At 42.6% G+C, this 21224-nt stretch carries 21 protein-coding genes; 16 read left to right on the forward strand and 5 right to left on the reverse strand.

The genetic code is table 11. The annotated features are described in order from the left end of the window. Window positions 1-115: 115 nt before the first annotated feature. From RM049_RS22345 to RM049_RS22360, 4 genes are read right to left on the reverse strand one after another with little or no spacing between them, the layout of a single operon-like run. Window positions 116-298 carry a hypothetical protein gene (locus RM049_RS22345; protein WP_322705725.1) on the reverse strand — a complete coding sequence of 61 codons (183 nt, stop codon included), beginning with the start codon at window positions 296-298 and terminating at the stop codon, window positions 116-118. Between the two features lie 43 nt (window positions 299-341). Then, the gene (locus RM049_RS22350; protein WP_322705726.1) at window positions 342-473 is read right to left on the reverse strand and encodes a hypothetical protein; all 132 of its coding nucleotides are present in this window, start codon (window positions 471-473) and stop codon (window positions 342-344) included. Window positions 474-491: 18 nt separating this feature from the next. After that, entirely contained in the window at window positions 492-1325 is an 834-nt protein-coding gene (locus RM049_RS22355) for a hypothetical protein (RefSeq protein WP_322705727.1), read from the reverse strand. Beyond that, window positions 1322-1567, reverse strand: coding sequence for a hypothetical protein (locus RM049_RS22360; protein WP_322674131.1), 246 nt, complete (start codon window positions 1565-1567; stop codon window positions 1322-1324). Before RM049_RS22360 ends, RM049_RS22355 begins: the two co-directional genes overlap by 4 nt. 365 nt (window positions 1568-1932) lie before the next feature. Here RM049_RS22360 and RM049_RS22365 point away from each other — a divergent pair, with 365 nt between their 5' ends. The 10 genes from RM049_RS22365 to RM049_RS22410 all read left to right on the forward strand — a co-directional run bounded on the left by RM049_RS22365 (window position 1933) and on the right by RM049_RS22410 (window position 14167). Next, window positions 1933-2430 (forward strand): hypothetical protein, encoded by a 498-nt coding sequence (locus RM049_RS22365; protein WP_416212654.1) that lies wholly within the window; start codon window positions 1933-1935, stop codon window positions 2428-2430. An 842-nt stretch (window positions 2431-3272) separates the two neighbouring features. Further along, entirely contained in the window at window positions 3273-4277 is a 1005-nt protein-coding gene (hemF, locus tag RM049_RS22370) for an oxygen-dependent coproporphyrinogen oxidase (protein WP_322705728.1), read from the forward strand. A gap of 845 nt (window positions 4278-5122) precedes the next feature. Next, the gene (locus RM049_RS22375; RefSeq protein WP_322705729.1) at window positions 5123-5749 is read left to right on the forward strand and encodes an L-2-amino-thiazoline-4-carboxylic acid hydrolase; all 627 of its coding nucleotides are present in this window, start codon (window positions 5123-5125) and stop codon (window positions 5747-5749) included. A 5-nt stretch (window positions 5750-5754) separates the two neighbouring features. Then, a complete protein-coding gene (locus RM049_RS22380; RefSeq protein WP_322705730.1) occupies window positions 5755-7188 on the forward strand; it encodes an FAD-binding protein in 1434 nt (477 codons plus the stop codon). A gap of 97 nt (window positions 7189-7285) precedes the next feature. Further along, entirely contained in the window at window positions 7286-8710 is a 1425-nt protein-coding gene (locus RM049_RS22385; RefSeq protein ID WP_322705731.1) for a glutamyl-tRNA reductase, read from the forward strand. Window positions 8711-8750: 40 nt separating this feature from the next. Further along, window positions 8751-9899: an aromatic ring-hydroxylating dioxygenase subunit alpha gene (locus RM049_RS22390; protein ID WP_322705732.1), complete on the forward strand. Its 1149-nt coding sequence runs from the start codon at window positions 8751-8753 to the stop codon at window positions 9897-9899. A 127-nt stretch (window positions 9900-10026) separates the two neighbouring features. After that, window positions 10027-11079: a uroporphyrinogen decarboxylase gene (hemE, locus tag RM049_RS22395; protein ID WP_322705733.1), complete on the forward strand. Its 1053-nt coding sequence runs from the start codon at window positions 10027-10029 to the stop codon at window positions 11077-11079. Window positions 11080-11084: 5 nt separating this feature from the next. Continuing rightward, window positions 11085-12071: a hydroxymethylbilane synthase gene (gene hemC, locus RM049_RS22400; RefSeq protein WP_322705734.1), complete on the forward strand. Its 987-nt coding sequence runs from the start codon at window positions 11085-11087 to the stop codon at window positions 12069-12071. A 149-nt stretch (window positions 12072-12220) separates the two neighbouring features. After that, window positions 12221-13213 (forward strand): porphobilinogen synthase, encoded by a 993-nt coding sequence (gene hemB, locus RM049_RS22405; protein WP_322705735.1) that lies wholly within the window; start codon window positions 12221-12223, stop codon window positions 13211-13213. Between the two features lie 48 nt (window positions 13214-13261). Next, window positions 13262-14167: an alpha/beta hydrolase gene (locus RM049_RS22410; protein ID WP_322705736.1), complete on the forward strand. Its 906-nt coding sequence runs from the start codon at window positions 13262-13264 to the stop codon at window positions 14165-14167. Here RM049_RS22410 and RM049_RS22415 read toward each other — a convergent pair. Beyond that, window positions 14156-14308, reverse strand: a complete 153-nt coding sequence (locus RM049_RS22415) for a hypothetical protein (RefSeq protein WP_322705737.1) — start codon at window positions 14306-14308, stop codon at window positions 14156-14158. The two genes, RM049_RS22410 and RM049_RS22415, sit on opposite strands and share 12 nt — an antisense overlap. A 298-nt stretch (window positions 14309-14606) precedes the next feature. Between RM049_RS22415 and hemF (RM049_RS22420) the strand changes: the two genes are divergently transcribed. From hemF (RM049_RS22420) to hemL, 6 genes are all read left to right on the forward strand, one after another. After that, the gene (gene hemF / locus RM049_RS22420) at window positions 14607-15644 is read left to right on the forward strand and encodes an oxygen-dependent coproporphyrinogen oxidase (RefSeq protein ID WP_322705738.1); all 1038 of its coding nucleotides are present in this window, start codon (window positions 14607-14609) and stop codon (window positions 15642-15644) included. Between the two features lie 128 nt (window positions 15645-15772). Continuing rightward, entirely contained in the window at window positions 15773-16957 is a 1185-nt protein-coding gene (locus RM049_RS22425; protein WP_322705739.1) for an ABC exporter membrane fusion protein, read from the forward strand. A gap of 148 nt (window positions 16958-17105) precedes the next feature. Then, a complete protein-coding gene (gene devC, locus RM049_RS22430) occupies window positions 17106-18281 on the forward strand; it encodes an ABC transporter permease DevC (RefSeq protein WP_322705740.1) in 1176 nt (391 codons plus the stop codon). Window positions 18282-18365: 84 nt separating this feature from the next. After that, on the forward strand, window positions 18366-19109 hold the full coding sequence (locus RM049_RS22435) for a DevA family ABC transporter ATP-binding protein (RefSeq protein WP_322705741.1): 744 nt from the start codon (window positions 18366-18368) through the stop codon (window positions 19107-19109). 37 nt (window positions 19110-19146) lie between these two features. Further along, a complete protein-coding gene (locus tag RM049_RS22440) occupies window positions 19147-19731 on the forward strand; it encodes a heme-binding protein (protein ID WP_322705742.1) in 585 nt (194 codons plus the stop codon). Window positions 19732-19871: 140 nt separating this feature from the next. Beyond that, window positions 19872-21176 carry a glutamate-1-semialdehyde 2,1-aminomutase gene (hemL, locus tag RM049_RS22445; RefSeq protein WP_416212655.1) on the forward strand — a complete coding sequence of 435 codons (1305 nt, stop codon included), beginning with the start codon at window positions 19872-19874 and terminating at the stop codon, window positions 21174-21176. Window positions 21177-21224 lie beyond the last annotated feature (48 nt).

Raw genomic sequence — 21224 nt, forward strand, 5'->3', positions numbered from 1 at the left:
ATTGAGTGATGGCGCGGAATGCCCGCGCCCAAGCGATCGCTATTTTCACCGACTAAAGGCTAGAGAGTATTTTGACTGATTGACAAAATGCGCTTTATCTCACTCTCACGAGTCCTTAGAAAGAGGAAGGAATATTAAAAAATAGTCCTTGGTCGAATTGATCTCTCAAAAAGTCTTCCAGTTCAATTTCGTCGTCATTCGGAACTTGAAACCAAGTCTCGAAGTTGTGCTTCAAGAAGTATCCGAAAGATTTCCAGGCGAAAAGTTGCTGCCCAATGCTTGTGATTGCGACGTTCATTGTATTTTCCTCAGGTTGTTTGAAGTATGTGATTAAGAATTGGTTAAACAAATTGGCGTTCCACAACAAGTGGATAAATTCTGGCAAGCAATTCTTGTACAGGGGAAGCAGGCAAAGAGATTTTATAATTTGCTAAATCATCCAGCTTTCTCTGCAACGCCAACAAATTAATCATTGTTCAGCGATATTTGCACTAGCAAATGTTTTCAGGAATAGAATTATTCTTACTACAGGCATCTAACTTGAACTGATTCAATATCTGCTGTAATTCCACTTCTGATATATACTTCTCCTTAAGCGAGTTGAAGTACAACAGTGCAGTTTTATAGCAGGCTACAGTTATGTTAGTGCGCTCCTCTGAAGTTAGTGCTGCCACTATTTGAACTGTCTCCTCCACATGCTTTACGTCACTACCTAAACAACTGTGCATTCGCAGGCAGCGAGTAGCATAGGTATTAGGTGGTAGTATCGCTTCCACCAGTTGGATATGCTCTGCTTTGATATTCATTGCTAGACGTTCCATCGTATAGCAATACCCAACACAACTAATTGGATCTGCTGCTTGTACGCTCTGAGTGAAGAAACTCAGCAAAGCCATAGCACTCGGAGGGAGGAGTGTTTTTACTACAGCTTCTGCATCATATCCCATCGACTGGATATCAAGCAAGGCGAGGCGATCGTGACCTTGTTCTTCACGAGCTTTTTCTGCTGCCCATTGTGCTAAACTCCAGCGTCCCAATCTAGCAAAGCGCCGAGCTGCTTCTTCCATTAATAGCCCAGTAGAGTGAGTTAAATGGTAGGAAGCGGCAAGTTGCCAGATCCAATGAGTGGGAGTTAAGGCAGGTGGCTTGCAGTTTGGTAATGTATCTTTGGCAGCAGATACTATAGCTCTATCTAGAAGCTTGCGAGTCTCAGATATAGTGTCCCTGTTAAATATCAGTTGAATAAAGGGATTACTGCTCTTTAGACTTAATTCCTTACTTTTGTTAGGTTTGTCGATGTTAGTTGAACGGAATAATAGATTCATGGCAAGTTTCTTTCATGGGTTGTTTCTACCCATTCACGGATAAGGTTGTAGAGGATAAAGCGTTGCATAACCTCTCTTTGAGCACAAAGAACTTTAAATTGTATCTTCAGGGAGGAGGGAATGTATGCCTTGATATGCGTGATATTGTCTCGGTCTTCATCTAAGGTGTTAGTCATGAAAGAAGAAGTTGGGCCATCAGCCTTTACCCATTCGCTGATTAATACTTCCAAGACTTCACTCATCTTTAATCCATATTGTGCACAGAGCGCTTTAAACCGAAACTTAAGCGCTTTCGGCATACTACCTTTAATCACCGTATATGCCTCTTGCTCCTCCTTATACATCCAGGTTACGAAAACGAAAGTTCAAAAGTCCTTTGTGATCTAGGGTAAGTTTTCTAAAAAATTTCGCCAGTAAAGACTAGTGAAGTTAAGAAAAAAGTTATTTAGTAGTGACAACACTACATGTATTTTTCGACAAACTCCAGAAAATAAAATATACAAACACAATAATTATTTTGAAAAAAGAGGGGGAGATTGGCGATCGCAGTCTCTCCCTCCCTTTTTATAGTAAATTCAATGATGATTGGATTTTTGGGTGAACAGAGATGCCAATACAATTAACGGATTCACTGAAAAAGTTGTTGAAGGAAACCGCACAGCAATTAAAAGGTGCAGAAAAACGTAAATTTATAGCACAAACAGTAGTGGCATTAGGACACGGAGGACAGTCTCTAGCGGAGCGAGAGTTAGGATGGAATCGCGTAACTATTAGTAAAGGAATTAAAGAATTAACTACTAATATTACTTGCGTGGATAACTACCGAAGTAGAGGACGTAGTAAAGCAGAAGCAAAATTACCAAATCTTTTAGAAGATATCAAAAATATTGTCGATTCGCAAAGGCAAATAGATGCAGAACTTAAAGGCGAAAGAATGTATACACGTCTTTCTGCGTCTGAAGTGAGATATCACTTAATTGATAAGTTTGGTTATAACGATCGAGAATTACCAACTTCGGAAACAATTCGTGTCAAGTTAAATTATTTAGGATATTGCCTCAAGAAAACTGCCAAGATAAAACCCCAAAAAAATACCCAAAAATGACGTAACTTTTGAGCAAATAACTATTATAAAGCAATAAAATAAGCTTTAAATAAACCAGATATTTTACATTTAAGTTAATATTTACTCATTTACTCGTGATGGTAGAAATCGAGTGCTAACGGCAAATGATGACTATGATTTTACCCAAAAATAAGCATGACTCCTTACGGTATGTTTGTTCCAGGAGCTATTTTTATATTGAATAATTTTAACTAATTACTTTCCTAGTCCCCAGTCTCTATTTTCAAGGCAGGTCTATTTACCAAAAATACAGTGTATATCGCCTGTTTAAATGATTATTATTCTAGCAAATTGTATATTTTATTTTCTGGAATTTCCTAAATATTGAAAAAGCGGAAAAATTAGTACAAGCGTAAATTATCAATAATAATATTTTGTCTTCTATCTAAAGAATGAGATATTGATTATGTTAAAGTTAAAAATTAACTAAAAATAACTTATTGTTTAGTTAAGTTAAAATTTTACCAAACAATTGATTTTAAGTGTGACTAGTTACGGTTATTGAAGTTATCCTGTTTTTCTTCTGCAAGCTAGGCAATTACTTCTTAATAATTTTTTTATAATTTTCCTAAAATTCTATATCTTCACTAGTAAAAATCTGGCTAACGGAAAAAGATAGATTACGAAAAGATTTAGCTAATGCGAAAACCAAAAGTAATTAACGCGAAAAGCTAACTCTTTTCTTTCCAGATTTTTGCTACGAAGCAAACATACTTAATCAATGAAACTCCAAGCTGAAAACTTGAGAAGTAACTGCCAATTTTTATAAATTCCAAAATTTCTTCGGAAATAATTATTTAGTCACAATGAGGTCATCTGTCATGGTTCAAATTCTTGAAAACCCAGCAGTCAAGCAACCACCAATTAGTAATAGAGTTGAAAGTTTTTTGTTAGATATGTTCAAGAATGTTTGCGAAGCTATTGAGGAAATAGATGGAAGTAAACTTCACGAACAACACTGGACAAGAGATGAAATAGGGCAATGGGTACAAGGTGAAAACAGTAACGGTGCTATCTATATAGACAAGTCGCTACGGAACGGCAATGTATTTGAAAAAGTAGGTATCAACTACGTATCAATGAAAGGTGAGTTACCTCCTGGTGTCACCTTTCGAGGATCGGATGTTGTGATGGCTGACCCAACAACTATAGCACCAGATGAAAAAGGTACTTCTTTCTTCGCTACGAGTACCAGTGTTGTGATTAATGCATTTAATCCAATGGTGCCGACAGCACACGTTAACTATCGGTACTTCCAATTGGGTGATGGTACTGAACCTGGTTCTTGGTGGTTTGGTGGTGGAGGTGATTTAACACCAATTTACTTATTTGAAGAAGACGCAGTTCATTTCCATCAAGTACATAAAGCAGCTTGTGACCAGCACGATGCAGAACTCTATCCACGCTTGAAGAAGTGGTGTGATGAATACTTTTATCTTCCTCATCGCGGTGAGTGTAGAGGTGTAGGTGGAATTTTCTTTGACAATTTGCAACATTCCGATGCCGAAACTCTACTTTCCTTTGTAAAAACTTGTTCTGAAGCTTTCATTCCTGCCTATTTTCCTATTGTCAAACAACGTAAGGATATGGAGTTTACGGAAGAGCAAAAATATTGGCAGCGCATCAGACGCGGACGTTATGCCGAATTTATTCTCCTGCATGATAGAGGTGTTCGATTCGGACTAACAAGTGGGATTGTAAGTACGCAAAGCGTCCTCAATTGTATGCCTGGAGAAGCGTTTTGGAACTATAACGACCAACCCATTGCTGATAGCGAAGAAGCAAAGCTTCTAGAGGTACTGAGAAATCCCCAACAGTGGGTGTAAAGGCGGTCAACAGCAGATTTGAAAACAGCAGCCGATAAAAAATGTTGGCTACCCAAATCCTAATACCGTTTTACCTGAAGATTGATAGAAATGACATTCTTCTTGAGCAGGCGCAGGGAAAGTAAGAAAAGTAATTTGTAAGTAAACGGACATAATTAAATGTAAAATCCAATCCAGTGAAACCTTTTACTGTTGAGGATTTTACTTTCTAACTCCTGCCTTCTACTTATCAATAATTGAGTGAAATGGTATGAGAAGCGCCTAAATTTTACTCTTCACATTTCTTTAGAGATAGCCTCTAAACAGGAAGTAACAAGGTGTTTATGGAAAAATTGCCGACAAGTATTTGGCTAAAAATTCACAAATCAGTTCGCTGGTCTAATTCAACTGAATTTGCCAACTTCAAAACTGAAATTAGCAATTTTTTACAAGTTCAATGGTTGAGTTATTTCTCAATCAAGCAACTGCGGGAAGTTGACATTGTATTTCTGTGTATGTTTGTTAGCAGATACCTAACGTTGACGCTGATTTTACTATACTTATGGAGTTCATTTCATGCTAGTACTGAATCACCAAGGACATGCTAGTTCTGAATTAGTAAAGAGAATAAACTCCATAATTAAAAAATCTCTAGCAGACAGTTGGTTGAGAACTGGACAAATAAACTGATTGAGAATGGGATCAAAGATTGGATTGATCAACTGTTATTTATGTTGTCAATCGTAGAAATCTAAGAGTAAAAGAGTTTATGGCGATCGCTATCTTAAAATCTAGCAGCGATCGCCCATTGATTACCTCGTTTTTCCAGGTCATTCAAATTAGTAAAAAAATACGGAGAAGTGCCAATGGATAATGTTATAGGTATTGGCGACATTACCATGAACGATGTGATGCAAATGGATTCCTCCAAAGCAGTGAGTATGTTTAGGAATCGATTTGCAGCCTACAAAAAGCTAGCAGATGAAATTGGAGAAGATGCAGCTTTTGAACAAATGATGTTAGCTTACCCCGCTCATCAAAAGGCGTTCATGGGTGCTTTCATCGACAATACCACCATAGCCAAAGGCTTTACCGATGCAATTCCGATCTTTCGGATCATGGGCTTCAAAATGCAAGTCGTAGATATTTCCCAAGCAGGAAAAGATGCTGCACTAGAAATTCAACGAGTTTGTCCGGTGCTTTCAATTGCCAAAGAATATGGGCTTGAAAGTCCTTGCCGAGTTATTTGCGAGATGGAACAAGAAGCAACCAGGAGAGCATTTCCTGGGATGAAAGCTGCAATTATTAGCAAGCAGGCAGATGGTGATTGCGTTTGTATGTTCAAATATGAAAGACCTGCCAAAGGGTTAGAAGTAAAGCCACAAAAATCACCCAGCTTGTTCTCTCATATTCTCGATTTGATTCGCTTGACTCCTAAAATCTTGCAGATTGGGATGAACCTTTTAAAAACGTCTCTTTCTAAAGGATCGTAACTTTTATGAATGGCATCATTCAAGACCTCAAGCATTTGATTGCAGGTGAAATCAGCAACGCTTCAGAAATTTTGACAGAAGTTTCTCAAGATTTTGGTGGTATACTCCAAAAGTCTCCCCAAGTTGTTGTTACTCCTCAAAACGCTAACGATATTGCCCAAACTGTTAAATATGCTGCTCAACAAGGATTAGTAGTTTCTTCACGCGCTGCGGGACATTCGTTAGGCGGTCAGTCTTTAAACCAAGATGGAATCGTTTTAAATATGAGGAATCTTGATAAAATTCGAGATATCCAAAAAGACCAACTTTGGTTTAAAGCTGATGCGGGAACTTCTTGGAATCAAGTAATCGATGCTTGTATTCCTGATGGTTTAGTTCCTCCCGTATTAACCAATTATTTTGGTGTTTCTTTAGGAGGAACTCATTCTGCGGGTGGTATAGGTGCAGCCTCTTTTCGTTACGGAAATCAAGCTGATAATTGTCTTGGTTTAGAAGTGGTAACAGCAGAAGGCGAGATTGTTTGGTGTACGCCTGAAAAAAATAGCGAACTTTTTAATCACGTACTTTGCGGTTACGGTCAATTTGGAATTATTACCCAAGTTCAGCACAAACTCAAAGTTTACCCTTCCCAAACCCGCACCTATTTATTGTTTTATGACAATCTAGATGCTCTTTTAGATGACAAACGGCTTTTAGTAACCGAACAAAGAATCGATCATCTCGTATCTTTCCCAGTTCCCTGTTTGCAAGGAGTATCCAGAGCGACAGGGATAATGCAACCTTTGATTCAATGGTTTTACACGTTGCGGATTACTGTTGAAGCAAATTCTCTTGAGGCTATTGATGACAAAAAAATCCTTGCTGGCTTAAATTTCTATCGTCATATTCATACTGAAGACTTGGGGTTTGAAAAATTCATCGAACCCATGATTCAAGTAGATAGCAAGGATATCGCTCACCCTTGGATGGATGTTTTTCTTCCAGCCTCATCTGCTAAAAATTACATGGAAACGGCTCTCAAACAGTTGCCTTCTTTTCTCGATATTAGTAAAGCGCAAATGGGCTGCTTTTGCTTGGTAAACCGGAATAACAAGATGCCGATGTTTCGTTTACCGCAAGAGGAAGAACTAATTATTGGGTTTGGGATTTATCCCAGCATTCCTAAATCGCAAGTTCAACCCATCTTGGCTGAATTGAAAAAGCTGAGTAATCTGAGTTTAGAAATGGGTGGAAAAAGATATTTAACTTGCTGGATAGATTTTACTATTCAACAGTGGCAAAGCCAATTTGGCGATTACTGGCCAAAAGTTAATGAAATCAAAAGGAAGTACGATCCCAAAGGAACATTTAACTCTGGCTTTTTTGAATACGAACAGATTGCCCAACCGAAAAACCAACTTGTTAAGGAAGTTGCTACGAAATCTGCGATCGCAGTATAAGTCACTTCTCAATCATCTTGTTTAAAATCAACTCTGATTCACCATCCATATTACTTGACCGAGGCTCTAGAAGAAGACAAACTTCAAAAGAGGAAACATGAATATCGCACTTGTAGGTCTTAGTCACAAAACAGCTCCGGTTGAAATTCGGGAAAAACTGAGTATTCCAGAAGAACGAATTGAAAACGCGATCGCCCAGCTGTGTAAATACTCTCACATTGAAGAAGCTGCCATTCTTAGCACTTGCAATCGTTTAGAAATTTACGTAGTTGTCAACAAGATAGATTTAGCAGCTCAAGAGGTGACGGAATTTCTTTGCGAGTACAGTAAACTGCCTTTTTCAGACTTACATCAATACTTGTTTACTCTGCTACAGCAAGATGCTGTTAAGCATTTGATGCAAGTTGCTTCCGGTTTGGATAGCTTGGTGTTGGGAGAAGGACAAATTCTAGCTCAAGTCAAACACGCCTACCAATTGGTTCAGCAACACAATCAGGGCGAACGCATCCTCAATCAGTTGTTCAAGCAAGCTGTTACCACTGCAAAGCGAGTGAGAACGCAGACATCAATCGGTACGGGTGCAGTTTCGGTTAGCTCTGCGGCAGTAGAATTAGCCCAAATCAAAGTAGAAAAGTTATCGGCTTGTCGAGTGACAATTGTCGGCGCTGGTAACATGGCTCGGCGACTGGTACAACATCTCATCGCTAAAGGCGCAACTCAAATTTCCATTGTCAATCGTTCCCTCGAACGCGCTCAGGAATTGGCGAATCAATTTAGTGATGCTGGAGTGCAATATTATCCCCTGGCTGAATTGATGTCATTAGTGGCAGCTTCGGACTTGGTTTTTACCAGCACCGCTTCAGTTGAACCCTTGCTTGATAGAGCTAAACTCAAAGCTGCATTGAAACCCGAACAGCCTTTGATGCTGGTTGATATTTCAGTGCCTCGTAACGTTGATGCCGACGTTAATGAGTTACCTCATGTGCAAGTGTTTAATGTTGATGATTTAAAAACCGTCGTTGCCCAGAATCAAGAAAGTCGTAGGCAAATGGCAATAGAGGCGCAAGCACTAATCCAGGAGGATTTAGACGCATTTCAAAGTTGGTTGCGATCGCGAGAAACCGTTTCCATTATTAGCTGTTTACGGGACAAAATGGAAAAAATTCGCGAACAAGAGTTAGAAAAAGCTTTGTCGCGTATGGGGTCTGATTTTGCTAAAAAACATCAAGAAGCTGTGGAAGCCCTAACTCAAAGGATTATCAACAAAATTCTCCACGAACCGATGGTGCAACTGCGGACGCAGCGCGATTTGGAAGCTCAACGTCTTGTCCTTCAGGTTCTACAAGTGGTGTTTAATCTAGATACGCCAGAGGTGCAATCTAATGTTGTTGCCCAAACATCCTCTCTATCAATCAGCACCGTAGAGATAGCAGCAAAAAACATCAAAGTTGCTCAAATGAGACTTGAAAGTATTGAAGTCCATGCAAAAGTTGAAGAAGTTATTGCTCAAAGCGTAACTTAAGAAACTCCATGATTCTTAATAGCAATAGCAGGAAGTAAGTATGTTAAAAAACTTCTGGTACGCTTGTGAGTTCAGCACCGCCGTTACTACAAAGCCCAAGCAAGTTCGGATATTAAATCAGAAATTAGTCTTTTACCGTAACGCTAAAGGACAACTGATAGCTCTCCAAGATCGGTGTCCCCATCGTGGTGCTGCCTTATCTCTCGGTTGGGTAAAAGATGATTGTATCCATTGCCCCTATCATGCCTGGAAGTTTCAAGCAGATGGGAAATGTATTAATATTCCTGCTAATCAACCCGGAATTCCTATTCCTAAGAATGCTCGTGTAGATAGCTATCCAATACAGGAAAAATACGGTTTTATCTGGCTATTTTATGGTGATTTACCAGAAGAAGAACGTCCGCCAATCCCACCATTGCCAGAATTTGAAGACCCAAGGCTACAGAAAATTTTCTTTGAATACGAACTCAACGCTCACTACACCCGGACTCTAGAAAATGATATGGATATGTCTCACGTATCTATTATTCATTCCAAGTCCTTCGGGAATGGGTTTGCATTAGAGCAAAAAATGGAAGATTACGAGCTGAATATCGGGGAGTGGGAGGGTCACGCCAAAGTTAATGTCAGAGATTACACCAAAGCAAAAGACATTTTCGCCTTTGTCTTTCGCCCATTGAAAGCTAATGTAAAAGTGACTCTGGGCTTTTATATGCCCAATATCACGCGTTTAGTGGTTGACTTCGGTCGTGGCAAGCTGGTTAATTTTACTGTTCACGTTCCTATTGACGATCGCACCACCATTACTAAGCGAATTCAGTTTCGCAGTTTTTTAACTTTCCCTTGGGCTGATGGCATATTTCAACGGGCAGCTTACAAAGTTGTGATGGAAGATAAGGGAGTGGTTGAGTCTGAATATCCGATGGCAGTCCCCGATAAGTTGTCAGACGAAGTTCACGTTCCTTGCGATAATTTATCTCTTGCTTATCGCAAACTTCGGCAAAAATGTTTGGCTATGGGATGGGGTATGAAACCTTATCAGAACCAATCAAACAACTCGAACGGAAATTTAATCCAACCTTCTCCTCAAAAACAAGGCAGGAGGCAGGTGGTCACTGAGCGTAGTCGAAGTGAGGCAGAAGGAGAAGGCAGAAGGGAAGAGGATTTGACTTATTTCTTCCATCCATAACGGAAGCGAGGGCGGGCAAGATGCCCACCCTACAAGATTGGATTATTTGTTGCCAATCACAAGTTATTGAAGGCAATTTTGCATACTCGGTCTTGAAATCACAATTATTAAATCCAGGGAGAAATGTATGGGAAATTATACGTTACTGCAAGCTGCGCGAGGTGAAGTACTCGATCGCCCTCCGGTATGGGTAATGCGCCAAGCAGGCCGCTACATGAAAGTTTATCGAGATTTGCGTCAGAAGTATCCTTCGTTTCGCGATCGCTCCGAAAACCCTGACTTAGCCGTGGAAATCTCACTGCAACCTTTCCGCGCCTTCCAACCCGACGGAGTGATTATGTTCTCAGATATCCTCACGCCATTGCCTGGTATGGGTATCTCATTTGACATTCTAGAAAGTAAAGGGCCAATATTCGAGCGGCCAATTCGCACGCCAGCACAAATTGAGGCGCTGACTGCCCTCGATCCCGAAGCTTCTTTACCCTTCGTGCGGCAAATTCTGAGGACGCTACGCCAAGAAGTGAACACTCAAGCTACGGTTTTAGGCTTTGTGGGCGCACCTTGGACGCTAGCTGCTTATGCAATTGAAGGTAAAAGCTCGAAAGACTATGCCATTATCAAGAAGATGGCTTTTTGCGAACCTGCGATGCTGCATCAATTTTTAGGGAAACTGGCAGATGCGATCGCAGTTTACGCCCGCTACCAAATTGATGCCGGTGCCCAAGTCGTGCAACTGTTTGACTCTTGGGCGGGACAACTCAGCCCTGAAGATTTCCAGACGTTTTCTCTACCTTATCTGCAACGAGTTGTGCAACAGGTTAAAGCAACGCACCCCGATACACCGTTGATTTTGTATATCAACAACAGTGCTGGAATCCTAGAGTTAATGGCGCAATCTGGTGTTGATATCGTCAGCGTAGACTGGACTGTAGATATGGCAGTAGCGCGGCAGCGACTTGGTGCAAATATTGGAGTGCAAGGAAATATCGATCCGTGCGTGTTGTTCGGTACCAAAGAACTGATCCGCGATCGCATTCTCGACACGATCCGCAAAGCGGGGAACCAGAAGCACATCCTCAATCTCGGTCACGGGATTTTACAAAACACTCCCGAAGAGAATGTTGCTTTCTTTTTCGAGACAGTCAAACAACTCAGCTACTCGTCAAACGATCTTAACTAAAAGTTATGACTTCAGTTCAACCCGCTTCATCTAATATTTCCACTCCCGTTCGCACCATCCGCATCGGTTCTCGTAAAAGCCAACTCGCACTCGTGCAAACTTACTGGGTTCGAGAACAACTCCAAAAGCACTTTCCTGATATTTCCTTTGAAGTCCACACCATGTCTACCCAAGGCGATAACATCTTGGATGTGGCATTAGCCAAGATTGGCGATAAGGGACTATTCACCAAAGAACTCGAATTGGGAATGCTCAACCAAGAGATTGACTTTGCGGTTCACTCTCTCAAAGATTTGCCGACTTGCTTGCCAGAGGGGTTAGCGTTAGCAACCGTAACAGAACGGGAAAACCCAGCAGATGCTTTAGTCGTGCATGAAAAGTATAAAGATAAGCAAATCGATACGCTCCCAGAAGGCACAGTCATCGGTACTTCTTCGCTGCGCCGCCTCGCACAGTTGCGTCATCACTTTCCCCACTTTACTTTTAAGGACGTGCGCGGCAACTTAAATACGCGCTTGGCAAAGCTGGATGATGGAGAATATGATGTGCTGATTTTGGCAGCCGCAGGATTGGAACGATTGGGAATGAGCGGCCGCATTCATCAAATTCTGCCAACCGAACTCTCTCTTTATGCCGTCGGCCAGGGAGCGTTAGGGATTGAATGCCGCGCTGACGATTTGCAAGTACTGTCATTACTCAAAGCAATCGAACACGTCCCCACCCGCGATCGCTCTCTAGCCGAACGTGCATTCTTACGAGAACTAGAAGGCGGTTGCCAAGTACCAATCGGTGTTAATACGCAGCTGGATGAAAATAATCTAACATTAACAGGATTAGTCGCCAGCGTAGACGGCAAACGTCTAGTCAAAGATTCTGTTATCGGCACTGCTAGCGAAGCAGAAAATTTAGGTATTCAATTAGCTCATAACTTGCGGCAACAAGGAGCTACAGAGATTTTGGCTGAAATTTTCCAGACAGTCCAGCGCAGTTAGGGAGTTGCAACTAAGTAGGCAGGGGGGCAGGGAGCAGGGGGCAGGGGGAAAAATGCGATTAAAGGGAAAGGATTTTTTGTAAGCCGCTTTCCCCTTTAGCCCACTTTTGTAAGAAGTCTATTGGCTATTTCATCGTTCATTTTAATATTATGTTTCCAATTCATCGCCCGCGTCGGCTAAGAAGCCATCCCCAATTGCGGCGGATGGTGCGCGAAAACGTCCTGACAACCAGTGATTTAATTTACCCGCTTTTTGCTGTACCGGGTAAGGCGATCGCCAACGAAATTAAATCCATGCCAGGAGTTTACCAACTTTCTGTAGATAAAATCGTGGAAGAAGCCAAGGAAGTCTACGACCTCGGCATTCCAGCCATTATTTTATTTGGCATTCCTGAAGACAAGGATGCAGACGCTACGGGGGCTTGGCACGATTGCGGCATCGTTCAAAAAGCCGCTACTGCCGTCAAACAAGCAGTCCCGGAATTAATCGTCATTGCCGATACCTGCCTGTGCGAATACACCAGTCACGGACACTGCGGTTATCTAGAATTAGGTGATTTAACTGGGCGCGTTCTCAACGATCCGACACTGGAATTGTTGAAAAAAACAGCAGTTTCCCAAGTCAAAGCTGGCGTAGATATCATCGCGCCTTCGGGAATGATGGATGGTTTCGTGCAAGCCATTCGTTCGGGTTTAGATGAAGCTGGTTTCCAAGATACGCCGATTCTGTCCTATGCTGCTAAGTATGCTTCGGCTTACTACGGGCCTTTCCGCGATGCTGCCGACTCAACACCACAATTTGGCGATCGCAGAACCTACCAAATGGACTTTGGTAACGGTCGTGAAGCCTTAAAAGAAATCGAACTCGACATTAGCGAAGGTGCAGATATGTTAATGGTCAAGCCAGCCTTGGCCTACATGGATATTATCTGGCGCGTCAAGGAAGCAAGTAATCTACCCGTTGCTGCTTACAACGTTTCTGGCGAATACTCGATGGTGAAAGCTGCTGCCCTCAACGGTTGGATTGACGAAGAACGGGTGGTCATGGAAACGCTGCTCGGCTTTAAACGGGCTGGCGCTGACTTGATTCTCACCTATCATGCCAAAGATGCTGCCCGTTGGTTAGCAAAACTTGGCAATTAAACTTTTTAGTTTTGATTTCATGTCGTTCGTGTAGAGGAGGAATTTATCATGTTCATTCCACTCGGTTTTGTTCAACGCTCCGTTTTAACTAGCTTGGGAAAGATGGCTTATTACACTAACCAAGGTGAACTTTGGGCAACCGATGGAGTGGGCGATACGCCATCGGGGCGCGAACGCGAAACTTTGATATTCTTCCACGGTATTGGAGGCGGAGCATCTGCCTACGCGTGGTCGAAGGTGTATCCAGCATTTGCAGCAGAGTATAGAGTGTTAGCACCCGACTTGATTGGCTGGGGGCGATCGGATCGTCCCGAACAAAATTATCTTCCAGCCGACTACATCGCAATGCTAATTGAGTTCATCGAGCAGACGTGCCAAGCCCCTGTAACAATAATTGCTTCTTCCCTAACTGGAGCATTTGCGATCCGAGCCGCAGTCAAACGTCCCGACCTGTTTAAATCACTCATTCTTACGCTTCCGTCAGGCATTAAAGATTTTAGGCAATACTATAGCAATAGTTTTTTCGCTCAAATTGCCAGTGTTCCTATTCTCGATCGCGTTCTTTATGCAGGACAAGTCAGCAGCTTTGGCATTCGTGACTTTTTTGAGCGAGTTTTTGCTCAACCCAATCGCCTTTCTCCCGAAATTGTAGAAGCTTTTGTGCAATCGGCGCAGCAGCCAAATGCTGAGTATGCTGCTTTGTCATTTTTACAAGGTAACTCATCCTTCGATCTATCAGAATACATTCCAAGATTGACAACACCTACCATCTTTATTTGGGGAAGCCAAGCAAAGTTTACAGGGCCGGATGTAGGGCGTCGCCTTGCAAATCTAAATCCACAAGCAATCCAAGCATTTATCGAACTAGAAGATGTTGGGTTGAATCCAGAACTGGAAGTGCCAGAAGTAATAATCGGATTAATTCGGAAGTATTTGCCTGTGTTAGCGCAGTAAATTTTTGAGAAACTTCCCTAGTTTCTTGACCTGCACCTTTAATGCATCGACCTGCAACTTTAATGCATCGACTTGCAACTTTAATGCATTGACCTGCACTTTTAATGCATCGACCTGCAACTTTAATGCATCGACCTGCAAAAATTAACCTTCCCTACGTTACGCAACAACTCTAAAAGATTTTTGTGTACGCGGTAGCCTTTTTAAGAAGGGCTAGGGCGTGTTTTCAAAGTCTTAGATCCCCCCAACCCCCCTTAAAAAGCAGGGTGGTTTCATACGAAAAAAGAAAAATACATAAGTCTTGATTTCTCGTTTTGTGGCATAGCTTTTTCCCTCTCTCCAAACCTCTCCCCCACGGGGGGATTTAGGGGGATCTAAAAAGTTAGGAGGCTAAACAAAAATGTTCGCTATTAAGAAATAGGAAAAATAGGTATTGCTCATGAACACTACTTTAACTGCTCCAGCAACTCAATCCAAACCTCTACCCCCAGTTGATGCCAAGGCTAGAGTTAGCCAGTTCATGCGACAGTTGCAAGACGAAATCTGTCAGGGTTTGCAACAGCTAGATGGCGAAGGTACGTTTCAGGAAGATGCATGGGAACGACCCGAAGGAGGTGGCGGGCGATCGCGCGTCATCCGCGACGGTGCAGTATTCGAGCAAGGCGGAGTTAATTTCTCTGAAGTCTGGGGTTCTCATTTGCCACCTTCAATCTTGGCACAACGTCCAGAGGCTAATGGACATCAGTTTTATGCCACCGGAACTTCAATGGTATTGCATCCGCGCAATCCTTACGTGCCAACCGTTCATCTCAACTACCGCTACTTTGAAGCTGGCCCGGTTTGGTGGTTTGGCGGCGGCATCGATTTAACGCCTTACTATCCGTTTGCTGAAGATGCGGCTCATTTTCATTACACATTAAAACAGGCTTGTGACGCGCACGATCCCGAATATTATCCAGTGTTTAAACCTTGGTGCGACGAGTATTTTTATCTCAAACATCGTCAAGAAATGCGGGGCATTGGCGGCATCTTTTTTGACTATCAAGACGGTCAAGGTCAGCTTTATCGAGGCCCCGATCCCAAAGGAGCAGCCGCAGATAACAGCGATCGCGTTGACATACCACAAACCCGCAATTGGGAAGAATTATTTGCATTCGCACAAGATTGCGGTAAAGCTTTTCTACCTGCTTACACGCCAATTGTCAAGCGGCGGCAGTCAATGGAGTACAGCGATCGCCAACGTAATTTTCAATTATATCGGCGCGGACGCTACGTTGAATTCAATTTAGTTTACGACCGCGGCACGATTTTCGGACTGCAAACTAACGGGCGCACAGAGTCAATTTTGATGTCTTTACCTCCATTAGTGCGTTGGGAGTATGGCTATCAACCCGAACCCAACACCCCAGAAGCCGAGTTGTACGAAGTATTCTTAAAGCCTCAAGATTGGGCAAGCCTGACATCTCTTGTAGTTTAACTTTTACCGTCAAAACATAAGAAATGTCATTTGTCATTTGTCATTAGTCATTTGTATTAACAAAGGACAAATGACTAATGACCAAGGACAATTTTACCAAAGTCCTCGCTGAAATTTGAAGTATTGACATGAATTTACAATCGCTCTCAAAACCTTCAAAGCAATGGACGCTGGCTGTCGTTTTTGCTGGTACTGCGCTTACAGGAATTATCGCTTTCTACGGTATTTCTCAATCAAAACCAATCGGCAAACCCGTTGAAGTTGTGCAACCTAAACCAAAGATTGAAGAAATTACCGCTTTAGGACGGATAGAACCAGCAACGGAAGTCATTAAAGTATCCGTACCTGCTACCTTAAGCAACGATCGCGTAGCCAAATTGCTTGTACAGCGTGGCAGTGGCGTTAAAGCAGGTCAAGCGATCGCTATTATGGATTCGCGCGATCGGCTGCAAAATGCTCTATTGGAAGCGCAAGCACAAGTCAAAGTATCGCAAGCAGAGTTAGCCAAGGTGCAAGCTGGCGCCAAATCTGGAGAGATTGCTGCCCAAAAAGCTGAAATCGATCGCTTGGAAGAAGAGTTAAAGGGCGAAATATCTACTAGAGAAGCCACTATCTCTCGCTGGCAAGCCGAAGTTAATACTGCCAATACTGAGTATAATCGTTATTCCTCGCTTTACCAAAACGGCGCGATTTCTGCTGTGGAAGTAGATCGAAAACAACTTGCTCTAGAAACAGCGCAAGCACAGCTTACCGAAGCTAAAGCTAACCAAAATAAGAGTGTAGATACCCTACGGCAGCAAATCCAGCAAGCTAAGGCAAACCTAAATAAGATTGCTGAGGTACGTCCGGTAGACGTGCAAGCAGCCCAGGCCGAGGTTAATAAAGCGATCGCCGCAGTCAAAAAAGCTGAAGCCGATCTTGCTGAAGTTTATATCCGCGCACCTATAGCAGGTCGGATTCTCGATATCAAGGCCAAACCCGGAGAAGTCGTTGGCGAGAAAGGCATTGCCGAACTCGGACAAACTAGCTCGATGGAAGCGATCGCAGAGATATATCAAACTGATATTGGCAAAGTTCGTGAAGGTCAACAAGTAAAGATTTCCAGCGAGTCCTTCTCCCAAGAGTTGCGCGGAACCGTTCGGCTGATTGGATTACAGGTGATCCAACAAGAAGTAACTAGCGGCGAACCTGGAGAAAATCTCGATCGCAAAGTTGTTGAAGTGAGAATTGCACTCGATCCCCAAGCTAGCAAACGAGTTGCAAACTTAACTAACTTGCAAGTACAAGTTGCCATTCAGCCGAATAACAAATAAAAGGGAACAAGCAAAATTAATACTAATTCTCAAAAATAATGCGGCAAACAAACCATTTTGTAGAGACGCGATTCATCGCGTCTTCACTTCACCCAAAGATATGTTGCTTGAATTTTGAATTTATAATTTTGAATTGGAGCGAAGCAACTTGACTATATTCGGTAAATTATTTCGTAAAACCCCACTTGCTTGGCGACAAATGAGCCGTCAAAAGACTCGATTGCTCGTTGCTATAGCAGGAATCGCCTTTGCTGATTTTCTAATGTTTTTTCAACTGGGAGTTAGGGATGCACTATTTGATTCGCAAGTTACTCCCTATACCACGCTTAAAGGAGATTTATTTTTAGTCAATAAACTGTCTGATAACTTGCAATCTATCAAAAGTTTTTCCAGAAATAAACTCTATAAAATAGCAGGTGTTAACGGTGTAAAATCCCTGGCGACGCTATATGTGAGTCAAGCATCGTGGCGAAATCCTGAAAATCGAGCTAGCCGTAAACTTTTCGTCTATGGAATCGATCCAAATCAGCCAGCATTTGACTTGCCAGAAGTCAATGGACAATTGAATAAACTGAAGTTATTGAATCGAGCGTTATTTGATAGGGCTGGATTGGTTCCTCAGCTTGGAGACGTTCCTACTTTGCTGAAAAAACAGAATCCGCTGATCGCCCAAACTAACGATTATCAAATTCAAATAGTTGGATTATTTAAGCTCGGTTCTTCTTTTTCTGCTGACGGCAATCTGATCGTCAGCGATTCTACCTTTTTACGACTCTTTCCCCAACGCCAAGCAAACGACATCGATCTTGGTATTATTGATGTAGAATCAAATGCCTCCATTGAGCAAGTCCAGGCTGATTTACGAGCCAAGCTACCGGATGATCTACTAGTACTAAACATCGCTGAATTCACTGCTCGTGAAAGTGCATATTGGTCTACAGGCTCCTCTATTGGCCCAACTTTTAACCTCGGTGTTGCAATCGGGTTTTTAGTTGGAGCAGTCATTGTTTATCAAATTCTTTATACTGATGTCTCAGATCATTTGCCCGAATATGCAACTTTAAAAGCAATGGGTTACAGCGATATATATCTAATTAAAGTTATCGCTCAAGAAGCTTTTATTTTAGCAGTTTTGGGCTTTATTCCAGGTTTTTTGCTCTCAAGTGGATTTTACATTTTTTTTCAATCCGTGACGTTTTTACCGACTGCAATGAAACTAGCTCGCGCGGTAACTGTGTTAGTGTTGACATTCGTTATGTGTATTGGAGCGGGAACGCTTGCCATACAAAAATTACGAGCAGCCGATCCAGCTGATATCTTCTAAGTTTTGAGTTGAAGTTTAGCAAAATATCGCATTTCAAAACTCATAGTTTTCTAGAACAAAACCCAAATTTACAGTTGAACTCTCATGCTGCAAGAAATTAGTCTCGATCGAAGCTCAAAACTCCAAGTTCAAAATACTTGCCAACAACCAGTTATTTCAGTTTGCCATCTCGATTACTACTTCGGTCAGGGACAACTCTGCAAGCAAGTCTTGTTTGATATTAATCTCGACATTTATTCTGGAGAAATCGTAATTATGACTGGGCCATCTGGTTCTGGTAAAACCACCTTACTAACACTAATAGGTGGATTGAGAACCGCTAAAGAAGGCAACCTGAAAGTTTTGGGACAGGAAATGTGTGGGGCTAGTAAGCGGCAATTGATGGAAGTGCGGCGGCAGATTGGTTATATTTTTCAAGCACACAATTTATTGACTTTCTTAACAGCAAAGCAGAATGTCCGAATGTCTTTAGAACTGCATGATGAGTATCTAAAGCAAGATATGGATCGGCTGGCGACGGATACTCTCAAAAATGTTGGTTTGGGCGATCGCATCGATTATTATCCAGATAGTCTCTCTGGAGGGCAAAAGCAGCGAGTTGCGATCGCTCGTGCCCTAGTCAGCCATCCTAAAATTGTTCTTGCCGACGAACCCACTGCTGCTCTTGATAAAAAATCAGGTCGCGATGTTGTAGATATCATGCAGCGTTTAGCTAAAGAGCAGGGTTGCACCATTTTACTAGTCACTCACGATAATCGAATTCTCGATATTGCCGATCGCATCATCGAGATGGAAGACGGACGGTTAGTACAAGAAGTAGGCAACTAGTTTTATACGATTAATTTTAGTTATTTGTGAAAGTCTGATGAGTCAAACTGAAGAATCAAAATATTGCGTATTGCAATCCTATGATGATATTGAAATCCGGCAATACGAGCCAAAAATTGTTGCCGAAACACTCATTGAAGCCCAAAGAGATCGAGCAAACAAAGCTGCATTTTCGATTCTTGCCGCTTACATATTTGGTGAAAACACATCTGTAACAAAAATTGCCATGACTGCGCCCGTCACGCAATCTCAGCCAAGTGAAAAAATCGCCATGACTGCGCCCGTCATTCAACAAGAAGCGCGAGGAAATATTGCTAGCACTTGGGCGGTACAGTTCGTGATGCCCTCAGAATACACCCTAGCAACGCTGCCGAAACCAAAAGACTCTCGCATTACTATCAAAGAAGTTCCCAGCAACAAAGTTGCGGCAATTCGTTTCTCCGGATCGGCTGGGGATGAACAATTGCAAGAAAAGGAAGCCAAATTATCTGCTTTTCTGGCTCAACAAGCTATCGAGCCAAAAGGTAAACCGATTTATGCTTTCTATGATTCTCCCTTCATCTTGCCCGCATTCAGACGCAATGAAGTCATGCTCGAATTGAAATCGGTTGGTTTCAGCTAACTTTTATAGCAAGGGACTGGGGACTGGGGACTGGGTAAAAAGCCTTTTTGTGTCTAAGTTTTATCGTCTGTTGATGTCCTAACCACCTTGCCTGTTGCTATAACTCTAGAACCCAAGTCAAAATCTCAGGAGAAAAAATTATGATTGCAACGACTCGCTTAAAAACCACCCAATCGGCGGAAATCTTTGCTGCTGCCCAAAAATTAATGCCAGGAGGAGTTAGTTCTCCCGTACGGGCTTTCAAATCTGTTGGCGGACAGCCGATTGTGTTCGATCGCGTCAAGGATGCTTACATCTGGGATGTGGATGGCAATCAATATATCGATTATGTCGGCAGTTGGGGGCCTGCTATCTGCGGTCACACTCATCCTGAAGTCATTGCGGCTCTGCACGATGCCTTAGAAAAAGGAACTAGCTTCGGTGCGCCCTGCTATCTCGAAAATGTACTGGCACAGATGGTAATCGATGCTGTTCCCAGTATCGAAATGGTGCGTTTTGTCAACTCCGGCACGGAAGCTTGTATGGCTGTGCTTCGTCTGATGCGAGCTTTTACGGGGCGAGAGAAAGTAATCAAGTTTGAAGGCTGTTACCACGGGCACGCCGATATGTTTCTCGTTAAGGCTGGCTCTGGTATTGCCACTCTCGGCTTGCCCGATTCTCCTGGTGTGCCCAAATCCGTAACTAGCAATACGCTGACCGCTCCTTTCAACGATTTAGAAGCAGTAAGAGTATTATTCGAGCAAAATCCTGATGAAATTGCTGGTGTAATTCTTGAACCTGTGGTAGGAAATGCAGGTTTTATTCCACCTGCTGCGGGTTTTCTTGAAGGTTTGCGAAAACTGACGCAGGAGTATGGGGCGCTATTAGTATTTGATGAAGTGATGACAGGCTTTCGCATCGCTTACGGCGGGGCGCAGGAGAAATTTGGTGTTATTCCTGACTTGACTACTTTAGGTAAGGTTATCGGCGGCGGTCTACCCGTAGGCGCTTATGGTGGTCGCCAAGAAATTATGTCGATGGTTGCTCCAGCCGGAAATGTGTATCAAGCCGGAACGCTTTCGGGCAATCCACTGGCGATGACAGCAGGGATTAAGACGTTAGAGTTGTTGCAAAGACCTGGAACTTACGAGTATCTCGATCGCATTACCAAGCGACTCACAGACGGGATGCTGGAGATTGCTAAACAAACAGGTCATGCTACCTGCGGCGATCGCATTAGCGGCATGTTTGGTTTCTTCTTTAACGAAAGTCCAGTTCGCAATTATGAGGATGCCAAAAAGTCTGATTTAAGTAAATTTGCTAGCTTCCATCGCGGTATGTTGGAACATGGAATTTATTTAGCTCCATCTCAATTTGAAGCCGGATTTACTTCTTTAGCTCATACCGAAGCAGACATCGATCGCACCCTCCAAGCAGCCCAAACAGTCATGTCTAAGTCCCGCTAGTGGTCTGTCAAGCCAACGAAAGCTGGGTGAGGCTGGGGAAAGGGGAAA

Origin of the sequence: Nostoc sp. DedQUE04, assembly GCF_034530995.1 — a bacterium.
In the GTDB taxonomy this organism is placed as follows: domain Bacteria; phylum Cyanobacteriota; class Cyanobacteriia; order Cyanobacteriales; family Nostocaceae; genus Nostoc.